Source organism: Modestobacter caceresii (assembly GCF_000761485.1).
GTDB classification, from domain to species: domain Bacteria; phylum Actinomycetota; class Actinomycetes; order Mycobacteriales; family Geodermatophilaceae; genus Modestobacter; species Modestobacter caceresii.
The window spans coordinates 273,254-287,369 of record NZ_JPMX01000118.1 but is presented as its reverse complement, the minus strand read 5'-3'; the positions used below and the strand labels follow the sequence as shown (position 1 = coordinate 287,369).

Annotated in this window: 13 protein-coding genes; 8 read left to right on the top strand and 5 right to left on the bottom strand. The window is 75.0% G+C overall.

Features of this window, described 5'->3' with window-relative positions; translation table 11 throughout:
- The 4 genes from mtrB to hpf all read left to right on the top strand — a co-directional run.
- Positions 1-1,656 (top strand): MtrAB system histidine kinase MtrB (mtrB, locus tag IN07_RS22015; protein WP_052091629.1); only part of this gene is annotated, 1,656 nt, incomplete at its 5' end.
- Complete coding sequence (locus IN07_RS22010; protein ID WP_036340431.1) at positions 1,653-3,392, top strand: LpqB family beta-propeller domain-containing protein; 1,740 nt, start codon at positions 1,653-1,655, stop codon at positions 3,390-3,392. The genes mtrB and IN07_RS22010, both read left to right, overlap by 4 nt.
- Positions 3,393-3,487: 95 nt before the next feature.
- A complete protein-coding gene (locus tag IN07_RS26795) occupies positions 3,488-4,366 on the top strand; it encodes a ComF family protein (protein WP_156119336.1) in 879 nt (292 codons plus the stop codon).
- Between the two features lie 27 nt (positions 4,367-4,393).
- Positions 4,394-5,131, top strand: a complete 738-nt coding sequence (hpf, locus tag IN07_RS22000) for a ribosome hibernation-promoting factor, HPF/YfiA family (RefSeq protein ID WP_036340428.1) — start codon at positions 4,394-4,396, stop codon at positions 5,129-5,131.
- 116 nt (positions 5,132-5,247) lie between these two features.
- Here hpf and IN07_RS21995 read toward each other — a convergent pair whose 3' ends face one another.
- Both IN07_RS21995 and IN07_RS21990 read right to left on the bottom strand, forming a co-directional pair.
- Positions 5,248-5,817, bottom strand: coding sequence for a GNAT family N-acetyltransferase (locus tag IN07_RS21995; RefSeq protein ID WP_081975611.1), 570 nt, complete (start codon positions 5,815-5,817; stop codon positions 5,248-5,250).
- Between the two features lie 5 nt (positions 5,818-5,822).
- Positions 5,823-6,263 carry a TIGR03618 family F420-dependent PPOX class oxidoreductase gene (locus IN07_RS21990; RefSeq protein ID WP_081975610.1) on the bottom strand — a complete coding sequence of 147 codons (441 nt, stop codon included), beginning with the start codon at positions 6,261-6,263 and terminating at the stop codon, positions 5,823-5,825.
- Positions 6,264-6,350: 87 nt separating this feature from the next.
- On the opposite strand from IN07_RS21990, the gene secA reads away from it, so the two are divergent.
- Entirely contained in the window at positions 6,351-9,416 is a 3,066-nt protein-coding gene (gene secA, locus IN07_RS21985; RefSeq protein ID WP_036340660.1) for a preprotein translocase subunit SecA, read from the top strand.
- Between the two features lie 98 nt (positions 9,417-9,514).
- Here the strand turns inward: secA and IN07_RS21980 are convergent, their stop codons facing one another.
- Together IN07_RS21980 and IN07_RS21975 are read right to left on the bottom strand one after the other, a co-directional pair.
- The gene (locus IN07_RS21980; RefSeq protein WP_036340425.1) at positions 9,515-10,108 is read right to left on the bottom strand and encodes an Rv3235 family protein; all 594 of its coding nucleotides are present in this window, start codon (positions 10,106-10,108) and stop codon (positions 9,515-9,517) included.
- 51 nt (positions 10,109-10,159) lie between these two features.
- A complete protein-coding gene (locus IN07_RS21975; RefSeq protein WP_036340657.1) occupies positions 10,160-10,879 on the bottom strand; it encodes a LysM peptidoglycan-binding domain-containing protein in 720 nt (239 codons plus the stop codon).
- A gap of 90 nt (positions 10,880-10,969) precedes the next feature.
- Between IN07_RS21975 and IN07_RS21970 the strand changes: the two genes are divergently transcribed.
- A complete protein-coding gene (locus IN07_RS21970; RefSeq protein ID WP_036340423.1) occupies positions 10,970-11,536 on the top strand; it encodes a hypothetical protein in 567 nt (188 codons plus the stop codon).
- A gap of 16 nt (positions 11,537-11,552) precedes the next feature.
- Here IN07_RS21970 and IN07_RS21965 read toward each other — a convergent pair whose 3' ends face one another.
- The gene (locus IN07_RS21965; RefSeq protein ID WP_036340421.1) at positions 11,553-11,798 is read right to left on the bottom strand and encodes a helix-turn-helix domain-containing protein; all 246 of its coding nucleotides are present in this window, start codon (positions 11,796-11,798) and stop codon (positions 11,553-11,555) included.
- A gap of 215 nt (positions 11,799-12,013) precedes the next feature.
- Here IN07_RS21965 and IN07_RS21960 point away from each other — a divergent pair, with 215 nt between their 5' ends.
- Both IN07_RS21960 and IN07_RS21955 read left to right on the top strand, forming a co-directional pair.
- Positions 12,014-12,757: an SAF domain-containing protein gene (locus IN07_RS21960; protein ID WP_036340418.1), complete on the top strand. Its 744-nt coding sequence runs from the start codon at positions 12,014-12,016 to the stop codon at positions 12,755-12,757.
- Positions 12,757-14,037 (top strand): AAA family ATPase, encoded by a 1,281-nt coding sequence (locus tag IN07_RS21955; protein ID WP_036340416.1) that lies wholly within the window; start codon positions 12,757-12,759, stop codon positions 14,035-14,037. Before IN07_RS21960 ends, IN07_RS21955 begins: the two co-directional genes overlap by 1 nt.
- Positions 14,038-14,116: the final 79 nt, after the last annotated feature.

Genomic DNA, 14,116 nt, shown 5'->3' with positions numbered 1-14,116 from the left:
CCCGGGCCCCGGCCCGCCCGTCGTCCGCCGTCGACCCGGGTGCGCCGCCGGGCGCGCCGGGCACGGCGGCGCGCACTGGTGGTCGGGCGGCACGCCCTGCGCCGTGCGGTGCACGCCTGGCGGTCCTCGCTGCAGCTGCGGATCGGCGCGATCACCATGCTGGTCGCCAGCACCGTCGTGGTGATCGTGAGCCTGGTGCTGTTCAGCCAGATCAGCGACCAGCTGCTCCGGGTCAAGCGCGACGCCGCCATCGACCAGGTGCTGAACGGGGTGGCGTACGCCCAGACCGAGGTCAGCGGCATCGCCACCGGTGACTCGGCGAGCGTCCGGTCCACGCTGGCCCGGACGGTCGAGGGGCTGACGTCCCGCGGCGGTGCGGCCGGCGACTTCGAGGTCGTGATGGTCTACGGCTCGGGCGAGCAGGAACGCCCGGCGTGGAGCCGGCTGGACATCTACCCGGCCCTCCCTCCTGACCTGCGCGCCGAGGTGGCCGACGGGTCCCCGGCCTACCAGTACGCCCCGGTGCCCGGTGGGCAGGGTGAGCCCGTGCCCACCCTGGTGGTCGGGGCGCCCGTGCCCACCGATGCCCGCAGCGGCGACCGCGTGGAGGTCTACTTCGCCTTCCCGCTGGACCAGGAGCAGGAGAGCCTGGGGCTGATCCGCAGCACCGTGGTGATCAGCGGGACCGCGCTCGTGCTCTTCGTCGTGGGCATCGGCGTCCTGGTGACGCGGCTGGTCGTCGGCCCGGTGCGCAGCGCCGCCGGCGGGGCGCAGCGGCTGGCGGCCGGGCACCTGGAGGAGCGCCTGGCCGTGCGCGGGGAGGACGACCTCGCGCGGCTGGCCACCAGCTTCAACGCGATGGCCGAGAGCCTGCAGAAGCAGATCACCCAGCTGGAGGGGCTCTCGCAGCTGCAGCAGCGGTTCACCTCCGACGTCTCGCACGAGCTGCGGACGCCACTGACCACGGTGCAGATGGCGGCGGACGTGCTGCACGAGGCGCGCGCGGACTTCGACCCGGCCGTCGCCCGCTCCGCGGAGCTGCTGCGGGCCGAGCTCGACCGGTTCGAGGGCCTGCTGACCGACCTGCTGGAGATCAGCCGCTACGACGCCGGTGCGGCGACGCTCGAGGCGGAGGCGCAGGACCTCGGCCCGTTGGTGGAGCGGGTGGCCGCCGGCATGACCGCGCTCGCCGAGCGGCACGGCTGCGCCCTGCAGGTGCACGTCCCGACGTCGCCGGTGATCGCGGAGGTGGACGGTCGACGGGTGGAGCGGGTGCTGCGCAACCTCATCGGCAACGCGATCGAGCACGGGCAGGGGCAGCCGGTCGAGATCGTCCTGGCGGCCAACCGGTCGGCGACCGCGATCACGGTCCGCGACCACGGTGTCGGCCTGGACCCGGTCGCCGCCCAGCACGTGTTCGACCGGTTCTGGCGCGCCGACCCCTCGCGGATGCGCACCGTCGGCGGCAGCGGCCTCGGTCTGTCCATCAGCCTGGAGGACGCCCGGCTGCACGGTGGCTGGTTGCAGGTGTGGGGCCAGCCCGGGCAGGGCGCCCAGTTCCGGCTCACCCTGCCGCTGAACGCTGGCGGCGGGCTGTCCAGTTCGCCGCTCCCGCTGCGCCCGGCCCAGGCACGCGTCGTCGGGGGTGCATCGTGACCGGCCGCAGCACCGCCCGGCGCGCACCGCTGGTCGCGGTGCTCGCTGCGCTCCTGCTGGGCGGCTGCAGCACGGTGCCCAGCAGTTCCCCCACGGTGCGGATCACCCAGGCGGCCGCCCCGCCGGCCGGTGCGGTCGGCATCGAGCCGCCGGCGCCGGTACCGGGCGCGACGCCGGAGGAGGTCGTCCGCGGGTTCATCGACGCCAACGCCAGCACCGTCCGCAACCACCCGGTGGCCCGTCAGTACCTGACCGAGGAGGCCGCGGAGACCTGGCGGGACAGCGACGGGCTGACCGTCATCAGCGGCGACTACGCACCGGTGCGCACCGAACCCGGCGTCGTCGAGGTCACCGCTGCCGAGGTGGGCACCGTCGATGAACGCGGCAGCTTCACGGTCGGCACCGGTGAGGTCTACAACAAGGACTTCACGCTCACCGACGAGTCGGGGGAGTGGCGGATCAGCGACCCACCCGACGGGCTGCTGATGCTCGAGCCGGACTTCGCCCGCACCTACGAACCCGTCGACGCCTACTTCATCGACCAGTCCGGCACCCGGGTGGTGCCCGATCCCCGCTACCTGGTCGAGGGCGGTGCCCAGCCGAACACGCTCGTGGAGCGCCTGCTCGACGGCCCGTCCCCGCAGATCGCCGCCGGCGTGCTCAACCCGCTGACCGGCGCGAAGCTGCGCAGCACGGTGAGCACCTCCGGTCGGTCGGCGACGGTCGACCTCAGCTTCCCCGCCGACGTCGACGACGCGACCCTGCAGGCGGCCTCCGCGCAGCTGGTCTGGTCGCTGGACCAGCTGGACCTCACCTCGGTCGAGGTGCTGCGCGACGGCCAGGACCTCGGCCTGCCGGACGTGCCCGGACAGCAGCGCGTCGACGACTGGCAGCAGTACGACCCGGACGTCGTCCCGGCCGATGCCGTCGGGCACTACGTCGCCGACGGTGCGCTCCGTCGCGCCTCCGACGGCAGCGCCGCGCCGGGTCCCGCCGGCGCGGGCGTGTACCGCCTCGGCTCGGCGGCGGTCTCGGTCGACGGCCGGACCAGCGCGCTCGGGCTGACGGTGGGGGTGTCCACCTCGGCCTCGGCGTCGGGGGCGCCGGCCACGCTGTACGCCGGCCAGTACGGCGGGGAGCTGGTGCCCGCGCTGACCGGCGCGAGCTTCACCGAGCCGACGACGGCCGGCACCCGGGCGGAGGTGTGGACCGTCCGGGACGGTGCCGAGGTGATCCGGCTCCCCGGCGGCGGCGCGCCGCAGACCGTCAGTGCCCCCACGCTGCCCGGGCTGGGTCGGGCGACCACCTTCCAGCTCTCCCCGGACGGACTGCGGGCCGCCGTGGTGTTCGACGGCCCCGAGGGCGGCCAGCTCTACGTCGGGACGGTCGTCCGGGCCGAGGACGCGGTCAGCGTCCGGGACCTGCGTTCGGTGACCCCGTCGATCCGGCAGGTGGTGGACGTCGCCTGGCGGAACGCCGGGTCGCTGCTGCTGCTGGCCGGTGACCCGAGCACCGGGCGCACCGTCCCCTACGAGGTGAGCGTCGACGGCTGGGGGCTCACCGAGCTGACCACCGCGGGGTTGCCCGCACAGCCGACCGCCGTCGCGGCAGCGCCGGGGCGTCAGCCGTTGGTCAGCGCCGGCGGCACGCTGTGGCAACTGCCCGGGGGCAACTGGGTGACCGCGGTGCGGGGTGCCGAGCCGCTGCCCGGAGGCGCGCCCTTCTACCCGATGTGACCCGAGGGCGCTGGCCGTCGTCCCCACGGCCACCCCGGGTCCCCAGCTGCTCGCTGCGCGACCGGGGTGCGGCCCGGGACGGGCAGGCTCCCGGCATGGGACGGGACGCGGACGGCGGTGTGACCGAGGTGCTGCGGGCCGGGAGCCGGGTGCTGGCCGACCTGGTGCTGCCGCGCAGCTGCGCCGGCTGCGCCCGGCCCGGTGACGTCCTGTGCCCGGCCTGCCGTGGCCGGCTCACCCGGCCCCGGCTGGCCGAGCCGCGGCGACACCCGCCCGGCTTCCCGCCGACCGTGGCGGCCGGTGCCTACGCCGGTCCGGTCCGCCCGGCGGTGCTGGCGTTCAAGGAGCACGGCCGCGCCGAGCTGGCCGGGCCGCTGGGCACGGCGCTGGCACTGGCGGTCGGCGTCGTGCTGGCCGGTGCGGCGGGGCCGGCGTCCGCACCGGTCGTCCTCGTGCCGGTACCGAGCTCCGCGGCGGCGGTGCGCCAGCGGGGCCGGGACCACGTGCGGGAACTGGCCGACCGCGCCGTGGTCGAGTTGCGGGCAGCCGGGGTGCCCGCCCGGACGGCGCCGGTGCTGGGGAGGCTGCGCGGGCGGGCCGGGCGGACCCGGGACTCCGCCGGCCTGGACGCCGCCGCCCGGCGGGCCAACCTGGCCGGTCGGTTCCGGGTGCTGCCGGCCGGGCACGGGGCGTGGGCCGGGGTGTCCGCCGGCAGTCGGCTGGTCCTGGTGGACGACGTCGTCACCAGCGGCGCGACCCTGACCGAGGGGGCCCGGGCGCTGGCCGAGGTGGGGGGCACGCCGGGCCGGGACACGCCGGTGGTCGCTGCGGTCGTCGCGGCCACTCCACGGCGCGTACGGCGACCGTTCACCCCGCCGCCACCTGGGGCGTTCACGGTGCGTGGTCGGGGTGGGGACGGGCTCGGCTCTGCTTCCACTGTCGGGACCGGGACAAGGCGTCTAGCGTCGGGTTGATCACACCCCGCTCAACCGGGAGGTCCCATGGAGATCGTGGTCCGTGGTCGTAACGTCGAGGTGCCGGAGCACTTCCGCCAGAAGGTGGAGGACAAGGTCGGCCAGCTGGAACGGTTCGACGGCAAGGTCATCCGCATCGACGTGGAGCTGCTGCACGAGAAGAACCCTCGGCAGTCAGCCAACGCCCAGCGCGTGGAGATCACGCTGCGGGGCAAGGGGCCGGTGGCCCGCGCCGAAGCCTCCGCCCCCGACTTCTACGCCGCACTGGAACTCGCGGCCGGCAAGCTGGAGAACCACATGCGACGGGCGAACGACCGTCGCCGCGTGCACCACGGCCGCCGCACGCCGCCCAGCGTGCGGATCGACAACGTCCCCGCCGTCGATGAGACGGCGCTCCCCGAGGTGAGCAGCGCCCCGGAACCTGCACTGGACGGGACCCCGTCCGCCGACGTCGAGGCCGCGCTGGCCGACGGGCCCCTGGTGACCGACCTGGACGAGCACCTGCCCGGCCAGATCGTCCGGGAGAAGGTCCACCCGGCCACGCCGATGCACGTCGACCAGGCCCTCTACGAGATGGAGCTGGTCGGCCACGACTTCTTCCTGTTCCTCTGTGCCGACACCGGGGTCCCCTCGGTGGTCTACCGCCGGCACGCGTTCGACTACGGGCTGATCCGGCTCGGTGCCCCGGCGACCGCCGAGGACGACGACGCCGCAGCCATCGCGGCGTCCGCGGCAGCGGGAGACCTCGAGCCCGCGCACGCCTGACCCGGTCACCCCGGCGAGCCGCCCTCCGCACCCGCGGAGGGCGGCTCGTCCGCGTCGGCCTCCCTGCAGGGGCCCGCCGCGAGCGTGCGAGTGGTGGGGGGCAGGGAGGCCCTTCTTCAGTCGCCGGGCAGCCGGGAGAAGACCGCGGCGTCGCCCCGGCTGCCGTCCCGGTAGGCGAGGTAGGAGCGCAGCACGCCCTCCTGGGTGAACCCGGCCCGGCGGGCGACGGCCTGGGACCCGGTGTTGAGCACGTCGGCGACGAGGTACACCCGGTGCGCACCCAGCCCGATCGCCCACTCGGCGAGCGCATGCGCCGCCTCTGCGGCGTACCCGTTGCCGCGGGCCTCGGGGGCGATCCAGTAGCCGACCTCGGGGCCCATCGGGTGCTGACCGATCCGGTGCACGCCGCCGGACCCGACGAACCGCCCGTCGGCCTCGATCGCCACGGTCAGGCCGGTGCCCTCGCGCCGCATGGCCGGCGCCTCGCCGGTGACCCACCCGGCGGCGTCCGCGCGGGTGTAGGGCACCGACACCGCCGCGATCCAGCGCGCGATGTCCGGGCTCTGGCACGCGGCCAGCACCGCGTCGACGTCGTCCTCGCGGAAGGGGCGCAGGACCAGCCGGTCGGTGCGGACCACCTCGGTGGTCAGGTCGATGCCGCTCAGGTCCATGCCGCCCACGTCCATCCCGGTCAGCTCTCGTCCTGGCCCGGACCCCGCCAGCGTTCGGCGTTGCCCAGCACCCGGTCCACCGAGATCTCCAGCACGACCCGGGCCGGGTTGACCCGCGGCTGCTGGTAGCGGACGGCGTACCGGGCCTCTGCGTCGGCGACGGACCCGGCGTCCTCGCGCACCGTCGCCGTCCCCTCCAGCGTCGTCCACACCTTGCCGTCGACCTGGCAGACCGCGACCCGGGTCTGCCCACCCCGCACGTGCCGGACCTTCGCCGAGATGCCCGAGGTGATCACCCGGGCGGTGCCGGTGGCGGCGTCGACGGTGACGCCGACCGGCACGACGTGCGGGCTGCCGTCGGCGCGCAACGTGGTCAGCGTGGCCAGGTGCCGCTCGGTGAAGAAGGTCACCGCCCCGGGACCGAGCAGCGCGGCGGAGGGGGAGTTCGAGTCGGAGGACACGTGGCGGAGGGTACGAGTCGGCGGATCCGGATGCCGTTCTCGGCCGCGCCGGGACCGCTTCACAGCCGCGCCGCCTACGCTGGGGGGGTGGTGTTCAACAAGATCCTGCGTGCCGGTGAGGGCAAGATCGTCCGACGGCTGACGAAGATCGCCGACGCGGTCGAGGCCCTGGAGCCCGACGTCACCGATCTGACCGACGCCGAGCTGCGCGCGAAGACCGATGAGTTCAAGGCGCGCTACGGCGACGGGGAGACCCTCGACCACCTGCTCCCCGAGGCGTTCGCCGTGGTCCGCGAGGCGTCGACCCGCACGCTGGGCCAGCGGCACTACCGGGTCCAGCTGATGGGCGGTGCCGCGCTGCACCTGGGCAACATCGCGGAGATGAAGACCGGTGAGGGCAAGACCCTGACCGGTGTGCTGCCGGCCTACCTGAACGCGCTGAGCGGCGACGGCGTGCACGTGGTCACCACCAACGACTACCTGGCCCAGCGCGACGCCGAGTGGATGGGCCGCGTGCAGCGCTTCCTCGGCCTGTCGATCGGCACGATCGTCTCGGGCCAGCGCCCCGACGTGCGCCGCGAGCAGTACGCCGCGGACATCACCCACGGCACGAACAACGAGTTCGGCTTCGACTATCTGCGCGACAACATGGCGCAGAGCCGGAACGACCTGGTCCAGCGCGGGCACGCCTTCGCCATCGTCGACGAGGTGGACTCGATCCTCATCGACGAGGCCCGCACCCCGCTGATCATCAGCGGCCCCGCCGAGACCAGCGCCAAGTGGTACGGCGAGTTCGCCCGCATCGCCCCGCTGATGAAGCGCGACCGGCACTACGAGGTCGAGGAGGCGAAGCGGACCATCTCCATCAGCGAGGAGGGCGTCGAGTTCGTCGAGGACCAGCTCGGCATCGAGAACCTCTACGAGGCCGCCAACACCCCGCTGATCAGCTACCTGAACAACGCGCTGAAGGCCAAGGAGCTCTACAAGAAGGACCAGCAGTACATCGTCACCGACGGCGAGGTCCTCATCGTCGACGAGTTCACCGGCCGCGTGCTCTCCGGCCGGCGCTACAACGAGGGCATGCACCAGGCCATCGAGGCCAAGGAGCGGGTGAAGATCAAGGACGAGAACCAGACCCTCGCCACGATCACCCTGCAGAACTACTTCCGGCTCTACGAGAAGCTCTCGGGGATGACCGGCACGGCCCAGACCGAGGCTGCCGAGCTCTCCCAGACCTACTCCCTCGGTGTCGTGCCCATCCCGACGAACCGGCCGATGGTGCGCGCCGACCGCGCCGACGTCATCTACAAGACGGAGAAGGCCAAGTTCGACTCCGTCGTCGAGGACATCGCCGAGCGGCACGAGGCGGGCCAGCCGGTGCTGGTCGGCACCGCGAGCGTGGAGAAGTCCGAGCTGCTGAGCAGGTACCTGGTCAAGCGGGGCATCCCGCACGAGGTCCTCAACGCGAAGAACCACGCCCGGGAGGCGTCGATCATCGCGATGGCCGGGCGGCTCGGCGCCGTCACGGTCGCCACCAACATGGCCGGCCGCGGCACCGACATCCAGCTCGGCGGCAACGCCGAGTTCATCGCCGACGAGCAGCTGCGGGCCAAGGGCCTGTCCCCGGCGGAGACCCCCGAGGAGTACGAGGCCGCCTGGGACGACGCACTGGCGTCGGCGCAGGCGCAGGTCAAGGCCGAGCACGACCAGGTGACCGAGGCCGGCGGCCTGTACGTGCTGGGCACGGAGCGGCACGAGAGCCGGCGGATCGACAACCAGCTGCGTGGGCGGTCCGGGCGCCAGGGTGACCCGGGGGAGTCGCGGTTCTACCTGTCGCTCGGCGACGACCTGATGCGCCGGTTCAACGGCCCGATGCTCGAGTCGATGATGACCACGCTGCGGGTGCCCGACGACCAGCCGATCGAGTCCAAGATGGTCAGCCGGGCGATCCTGTCCGCGCAGACCCAGGTCGAGCAGCAGAACCACGAGGTCCGCAAGGACGTCCTCAAGTACGACGAGGTGCTCAACCGGCAGCGCACGGTCATCTACGACGAGCGGCGCAAGGTGCTCGACGGCGAGGACCTGCACCTGCAGGTGCAGACGATGGTCGACGACGTCGTCATCGCCTACGTCAGCGGTGCCACCGAGACCGGTTACGCCGAGGACTGGGACCTCGAGCAGCTGTGGAGCGGCCTCAAGGCGCTGTACCCGGTGGGCCTGGACCGGCAGGAGCTGCTGGACCGGGTCGCCGACGGCGACCAGGCCGCGCTCACCGCGGACGTGCTCAAGGAGGAGCTGCTCGCCGACGTGCACGCCGCCTACGCCGCCCGCGAGGAGTCGCTCGGTTCCGAGGTCATGCGTGAGCTCGAGCGGCGGGTGCTGCTGACGGTGCTGGACCGCAAGTGGCGCGAGCACCTCTACGAGATGGACTACCTGCGGGCCGGCATCCACCTGCGCGCGATGGCCAATCGCGACCCGGTCGTGGAGTACCAGCGCGAGGGCTACGACATGTTCAACGCGATGCTCGACGGCATCAAGGAGGAGTCCCTCGGCTTCCTCTTCAACCTCGAGGTCAAGACCAAGGAGCAGCAGGCCGCGGAGGCCGCGCAGAAGCAGGCCGCCGCCGAGGCGGAGGCGCTCGCCCGGGCGCAGGCCGGCACCGAGCGGGTGCTGGCCCGGCAGGCCGCAGCCCAGGCGGCAGCGGCTGCGCCGGTCGCTCCCGCTGCCGAGCCGACCGCTCCCGCCGCCCCGGCTGCTGCCGACGGCAACGGTGCTGCCCCGGCTGCCCCGGCGCCGGCGGCTGCGCCGACGTCCGACGGCAACGGCAGCGGGACGACGAGCTCGGCCCGGCGCACCCGCAAGCCGGCCCCCGTCGCAGCTGCCGCACCGGCGACCGCTGCGCCGGCGGTTGCCGGGACGGCTGCCGCCGAGCCGGCGGACGCACCGGAGCTCGAGATCAAGGGCCTGGAGGCGCCGGACCAAGGGGAGCTGACCTACAGCGCCCCCAGCCTCGACACCTCGGCCAAGGAGAGTGGCCGGGCGAAGGCCGCGAAGACCGCGACCGTCACCGGCACCAAGGAGACCCCGCGCAACGCCCCGTGCCCGTGCGGTTCGGGCAAGAAGTACAAGCAGTGCCACGGCGTCGCAGGCTGACGCACTGAACCCACCGACGCCCCGCCGACCACTGGTCGGCGGGGCGTCGGCGTGTGTGGGCACGGCCCCGCTCGGCAGGCGCGGGGACCGGACCTCCGTCAGCCGATCTGCAGCGCCGTGCAGCGCCAGCGCCCGTCGATCCCCTCCAGCCGTGCCGCGACCGCGTGCGCCCGCCCTCCCCGTCGGGCCACGGCGCTTATCTCGGCCACCCCGTCCACCGGCTCGCACACCCGCACCGAGCCCAGCAGCAGCGGTGCGGTCCCCTCGGTGCACCAGCGCGGCCGGCGGCGACCGCTGAGGGCCTGGAAGAGCGCCGGGCTCACCAGTGACTGCAACTGACCGATCGGCCGGCGGCCGGCGAACGCCTCGAGGGTGAGGGTGACCAGGCGCCGTCCGGCGGCCTGCGGGTCGGGCAGCTCGGCTCGGCGCGTCCAGGCCGGCCCGAAGTCCGCCGCCTCACCGGCCGGCCGGACCGGCTGGTCCAGGCGGGGCCGTGGACCGGGCGGAGGTGTCGGCCGCGGTGTGCGCCGGCCCGGGACCAGCAGCCGCACCGGCACGCGCTGGTCCTCCAGTGGAGGTCCGGGCGTGGGGACGGCGACCAGGTGCAGCCGCCGGGGCGCCGGTGCTGCGGTCAGCGACCCGGACGACGAGGGCGCGGGTGGTGCGGGGGAGAGGCTCGGCGAGGCGGTCATCGGTGTCTCCTCGAGACGACGGGGAACGGCGGATCGGGGTGGGCGGCGGGGTCAGGTCGGGGGCCGCAGCACCTGACCGGGCAGCAGCAGGTCCGGATCGGGGCCGATGACGGCGGCGTTGGTCTGCCACCACGCGTGGACGGCGGAGGCGATCTCGGCGTCGGCGACCGGGTGTCCGGGGCGGTGGCCGGCGAGCCAGTCGCGGGCGATGTCCCACAGGCAGTCGCCGCGGAGGACGACGTGCTCCCCGGCTGCTGGTCCGGGCCGGTCGGGTTCCGCGGGCGGGGGACCGGGAAGATCCGGCTCCGGTCCGCCCGGCCAGTCGGCCTGCACCACGGGCCCGGGGGAGCCCGACGACCAGTCCGGCCCGGGGTCGTTCGTCTCGGCCGAGGCGGTGACCAGTGGGCTCGCTCCGGCGGGCAGTGCGATGGGCGCCGCGGTGCTGAGGCCGACGCCGATCGCGATGGCCGCAGCCCGCCGGGCGCCGGCCGGGAGCACGCCGCGCAGCAGCACCCCGGCCGCCCGGCCGGCCAGTCCCGGCGCGGCGCTCGCTGCGGTCAGCAGCAGGCCGAGCGCGCCCCAGGCCCAGCAGGCCCAGGCCAGCGCGGTCACCGCCACCAGCACGAGGGCGTCCGGCCCGGCGGTGTCGACCAGCCGCTGCGGGTCGGCGAGCGCGGTGCGGACCGCCCCCGGCTCGGGGCCGAGCCAGCGCAGGCCGCCGGCGACGAGGACGAACGTCGTCGTCGTCGCCGTCCAGCGCACCGCGGACATGCCCACACCGGTCACAGCGACGACCAAACACCATCAACGAGAGCAAATGCAACCAAACGCAAGGATCTGTGGACGAGCTAGCCTCCGTCCATGCGCTGGGAGCAGCTCTTCGCCGACCTCGAGGCCCAGATGGCGGAGCAGGAGGCCGCCGTCGACCAGGCCGACGAGGCGTCCCGGGCGCGCGCCGAGCACGGTCGGGTCCGGCTGGCCGACCGGTTGCGGGGCGCGACCGGGCAGGAGGTCTCCCTCAGCTGCGGCGCCGGTGAGCTGGCCGGGCGGCTGGTCGACGTGGGCGTCGACTGGGTGCTGCTGGTCGATCAGCAGCACCGCGAGGTGCTGGTCGCGCTGGGTGCGGTGCGCGCGGTGTCCGGGCTCACCGCCGTGACCGCCGCCGCGGCCGCCGAGGGCGCCGTCGACCGGGCGCTGGACCTGCGCCGGGCGGTGCGGGCGCTGGCCCGGGACCGGGCTGCCCTGCACTGCCTGCTGGCGGACGGCGCCGTCCTGGCCGGCACGGTCGACCGGGTCGGCGCGGACTTCCTGGAACTGGCCGAGCACCCGGTCGACGAGCCCCGCCGTCGTGCGGTGGTCACCGGGGTGCGGGCGGTGTCACTGGGCGCGCTCGTCGCACTCCGGACGGCCGGGCCGGCGCTCGGCTGAGCACCCGGCGATCAGCTCAGCGGGTGGAGTCGACCTCGGCGTCGTCCGGGACCGGCTCCTCGGTGACGGCCGAGGAGCGCGCCTCGGCGTACTTCTGCTGGATGAACCGCTCCAGCTCGTCCTTCTCGACCCGCCACTGACCCCGCCCGCCGATCTGGATGGCGATCAGCTCCTTGCGCCGCACCAGTGCGTAGGCCTGTGACCAGGAGACGTTGAGGATCTCCGCCACGTCGTCGAGGGTCAGGAAGCGCTGGGTGGCCATGGGGTCGGTGTTCTCCCGTCGAAGGTGCCCGCCAGTGTGGCAGTCGGGTGACAACGGCCCGGACGGTCCACCCGAAGGTGTGGACAACGGCTGCGCGCCGGCTCGCCCCTCGGTCATGATCTCCCCCCGCGACCGCGTAGGGCGAGGTCAGCCGGGTGACCGGCCGGAGACGGACAGGCAGGGCGAGGGATGACCGGGCGAGGGATGACCGACCGATGAGCGCGCCCACCGCGGCGCCGTCCGGCGCGCGCACCGACACGGCGCCACCCGGCCCGGCGGCCCGCCGGGTCCGCCCGCCCCGCTGGCTGGACCTGCGGTTGGTGCTCGGGGTCCTGCTGGTCCTCGGCTCGGTCCTGGTCGGCGCCCGGGTGGTGACGGCCGCGGACGCGACCGTGCCCGTCTGGTCGGCGGCCGGTGACCTGGCGGCCGGCACCGTGCTGTCCGACGCCGACCTCGTGCCGGTCTCCGTCCGGCTGGACGACGTCGCGGAGGCCTACCTGGCCACCAGCACCCGCCCCGCCGGCCGGGTGCTGGCCCGCGCGGTCCGGGCCGGCGAGCTGCTGCCGCGATCGGTGCTCGAGGAGGCCGGTGACCTGGTGCAGCTCGCGCTGCCGGTGCAGGCCGGCTACGTCCCACCCGGGCTCGACCGCGGACAGGTGGTCGACGTCTACGCCGTGGCCGACCCGGTGGTGGGCGGTTCCGCGCCGGCCGGTGGCGGGGTGGACGTCGTGGTGTCCGGTGCACCGGTGCAGGCGGTCACCGGGCGGGGGGACGGCGTGCTCTCCACCGCCACCTCGACCGTGCAGGTGGTGGTCGCCGTGGCCGCCGAGGACGCTGCCGACGTGCTCGCCTCGATCAGGGGGCGGGGCCTGGTGGTCGTCGTCCGGAACTCCGTCGAGGCCACGGCCGGCCCCAGCGGCGCCGCGGCCGGGGCCGTCCCGGCCGGGCCGACCGACTGATGGCCCTGCAGGTCTTCACCGCGGTCACCGGCGCCTCGTGGGAGTCCGAGCTCGTCGGGGCGCTGGACCGTGAGGACCACGGGGTCACCGTCGTCCGGCGCTGCGTCGACGTCGCCGACCTGCTGGCCGCCGCGACGACCGGCACCGGCCAGGCGGCGCTCCTGTCGGCCGAGCTGCGTCGGCTGGACGGCGCGGCGGTGGCCCGGCTGACCGCCGCCGGCATCGCGGTCGTCGGTCTGGTCGAACCCGGCGACACCCGGGCGGCCGACCGGCTCCGCCAGCTCGGCGTCGTCCGGGTGCTGCCCGCCGACGCCCCGGCCGAGGAGATCGCCCGCGCGCTGCGGGACGCGGTGAGCGGCGGGCCGGTGGGTGGCCACGACGTCGGTGACCCACGGTCGGCGCTGCCGGTGCTGGGGCTCCCGCCCGAGGAGTCGACCCGCCCGACCGGTCGAGGACGGGTCGTCGCGGTCTGGGGGCCGACCGGGGCGCCCGGCCGCACCACCGTGGCCGTCGGGCTCGCGGACGAGGCGGCGCGGCTGGAGGTGTCCACGCTGCTGGTGGACGCCGACGTCTACGGCGGGGTGGTCGCCCAGGTGCTCGGCCTGCTGGACGAGTCACCCGGCGTCGCAGCAGCCGCCCGGCAGGCGGCGGCGGGGACCCTGGACGTCGCCGCGCTGGCGCGTCTGGCGTGGGCGGTGGACCCGCACCTGCGGGTGCTGACCGGCCTGGCCCGCGCCGACCGGTGGCCCGAGCTGCGGCCGCAGGCCGTCGCCGTGGTGCTCGAGGAGGCCCGGCGGCTGGCAGCGCTGACCGTCGTCGACTGCGGGTTCTGTCTGGAGGAGGACGAGGAGCTCTCCTTCGACACCGCAGCTCCGCGCCGGAACGGGGCCACCCTCACCGTGCTGGAGGAGGCCGACGAGGTGCTCTGCGTCAGCGGCGCCGACCCGGTCGCCCTGCAGCGCACCGTCCGGGCACTGGCCGAGCTGCGCGAGGTGCTCCCGGACGTGGAGCCGGTCGTGGTGGTCAACCAGCTCCGCCGGGGTCCGGTGCCCGGCGACGCGCGGGAGGAGATCGCCGGTGCGCTGAGCCGCTTCGCCGGCCGCGAGGTCCGTGCCTTCCTCCCGGCCGACCGGCGGGCCACCGACGCCTCCCTGGCAGCCGGGCGGACGCTGGCCGAGGTCGCCCCCGCCTCCGCGCTGCGCACCGGGCTGCGCACGCTCGCCGCGCAGCTCAGCGGGGCCACCGAGCCGGGTGGTCGTCGGCGGCGGCGCTCCCGCTGAGCCGCGCCGGCCGTGCGGCGGTGCTCCCGCGGGGCCGGCAGGGGGTGGGGTCAGCGGACGTGAGCCCGGCCCGTAGCGT

Coding starts and splice junctions, on each gene's coding strand:
- IN07_RS26795 (WP_156119336.1), top strand. CDS start 3,488: ATGGGACGGGACGCGGACGGCGGTGTGACCGAGGTGCTGCGGGCCGGG.
- hpf (WP_036340428.1), top strand. CDS start 4,394: ATGGAGATCGTGGTCCGTGGTCGTAACGTCGAGGTGCCGGAGCACTTC.
- IN07_RS21995 (WP_081975611.1), bottom strand. CDS start 5,817: ATGGACGTGGGCGGCATGGACCTGAGCGGCATCGACCTGACCACCGAG.
- IN07_RS21980 (WP_036340425.1), bottom strand. CDS start 10,108: ATGACCGCCTCGCCGAGCCTCTCCCCCGCACCACCCGCGCCCTCGTCG.
- IN07_RS21975 (WP_036340657.1), bottom strand. CDS start 10,879: ATGTCCGCGGTGCGCTGGACGGCGACGACGACGACGTTCGTCCTCGTC.
- IN07_RS21970 (WP_036340423.1), top strand. CDS start 10,970: ATGCGCTGGGAGCAGCTCTTCGCCGACCTCGAGGCCCAGATGGCGGAG.
- IN07_RS21965 (WP_036340421.1), bottom strand. CDS start 11,798: ATGGCCACCCAGCGCTTCCTGACCCTCGACGACGTGGCGGAGATCCTC.
- IN07_RS21960 (WP_036340418.1), top strand. CDS start 12,014: ATGAGCGCGCCCACCGCGGCGCCGTCCGGCGCGCGCACCGACACGGCG.
- IN07_RS21955 (WP_036340416.1), top strand. CDS start 12,757: ATGGCCCTGCAGGTCTTCACCGCGGTCACCGGCGCCTCGTGGGAGTCC.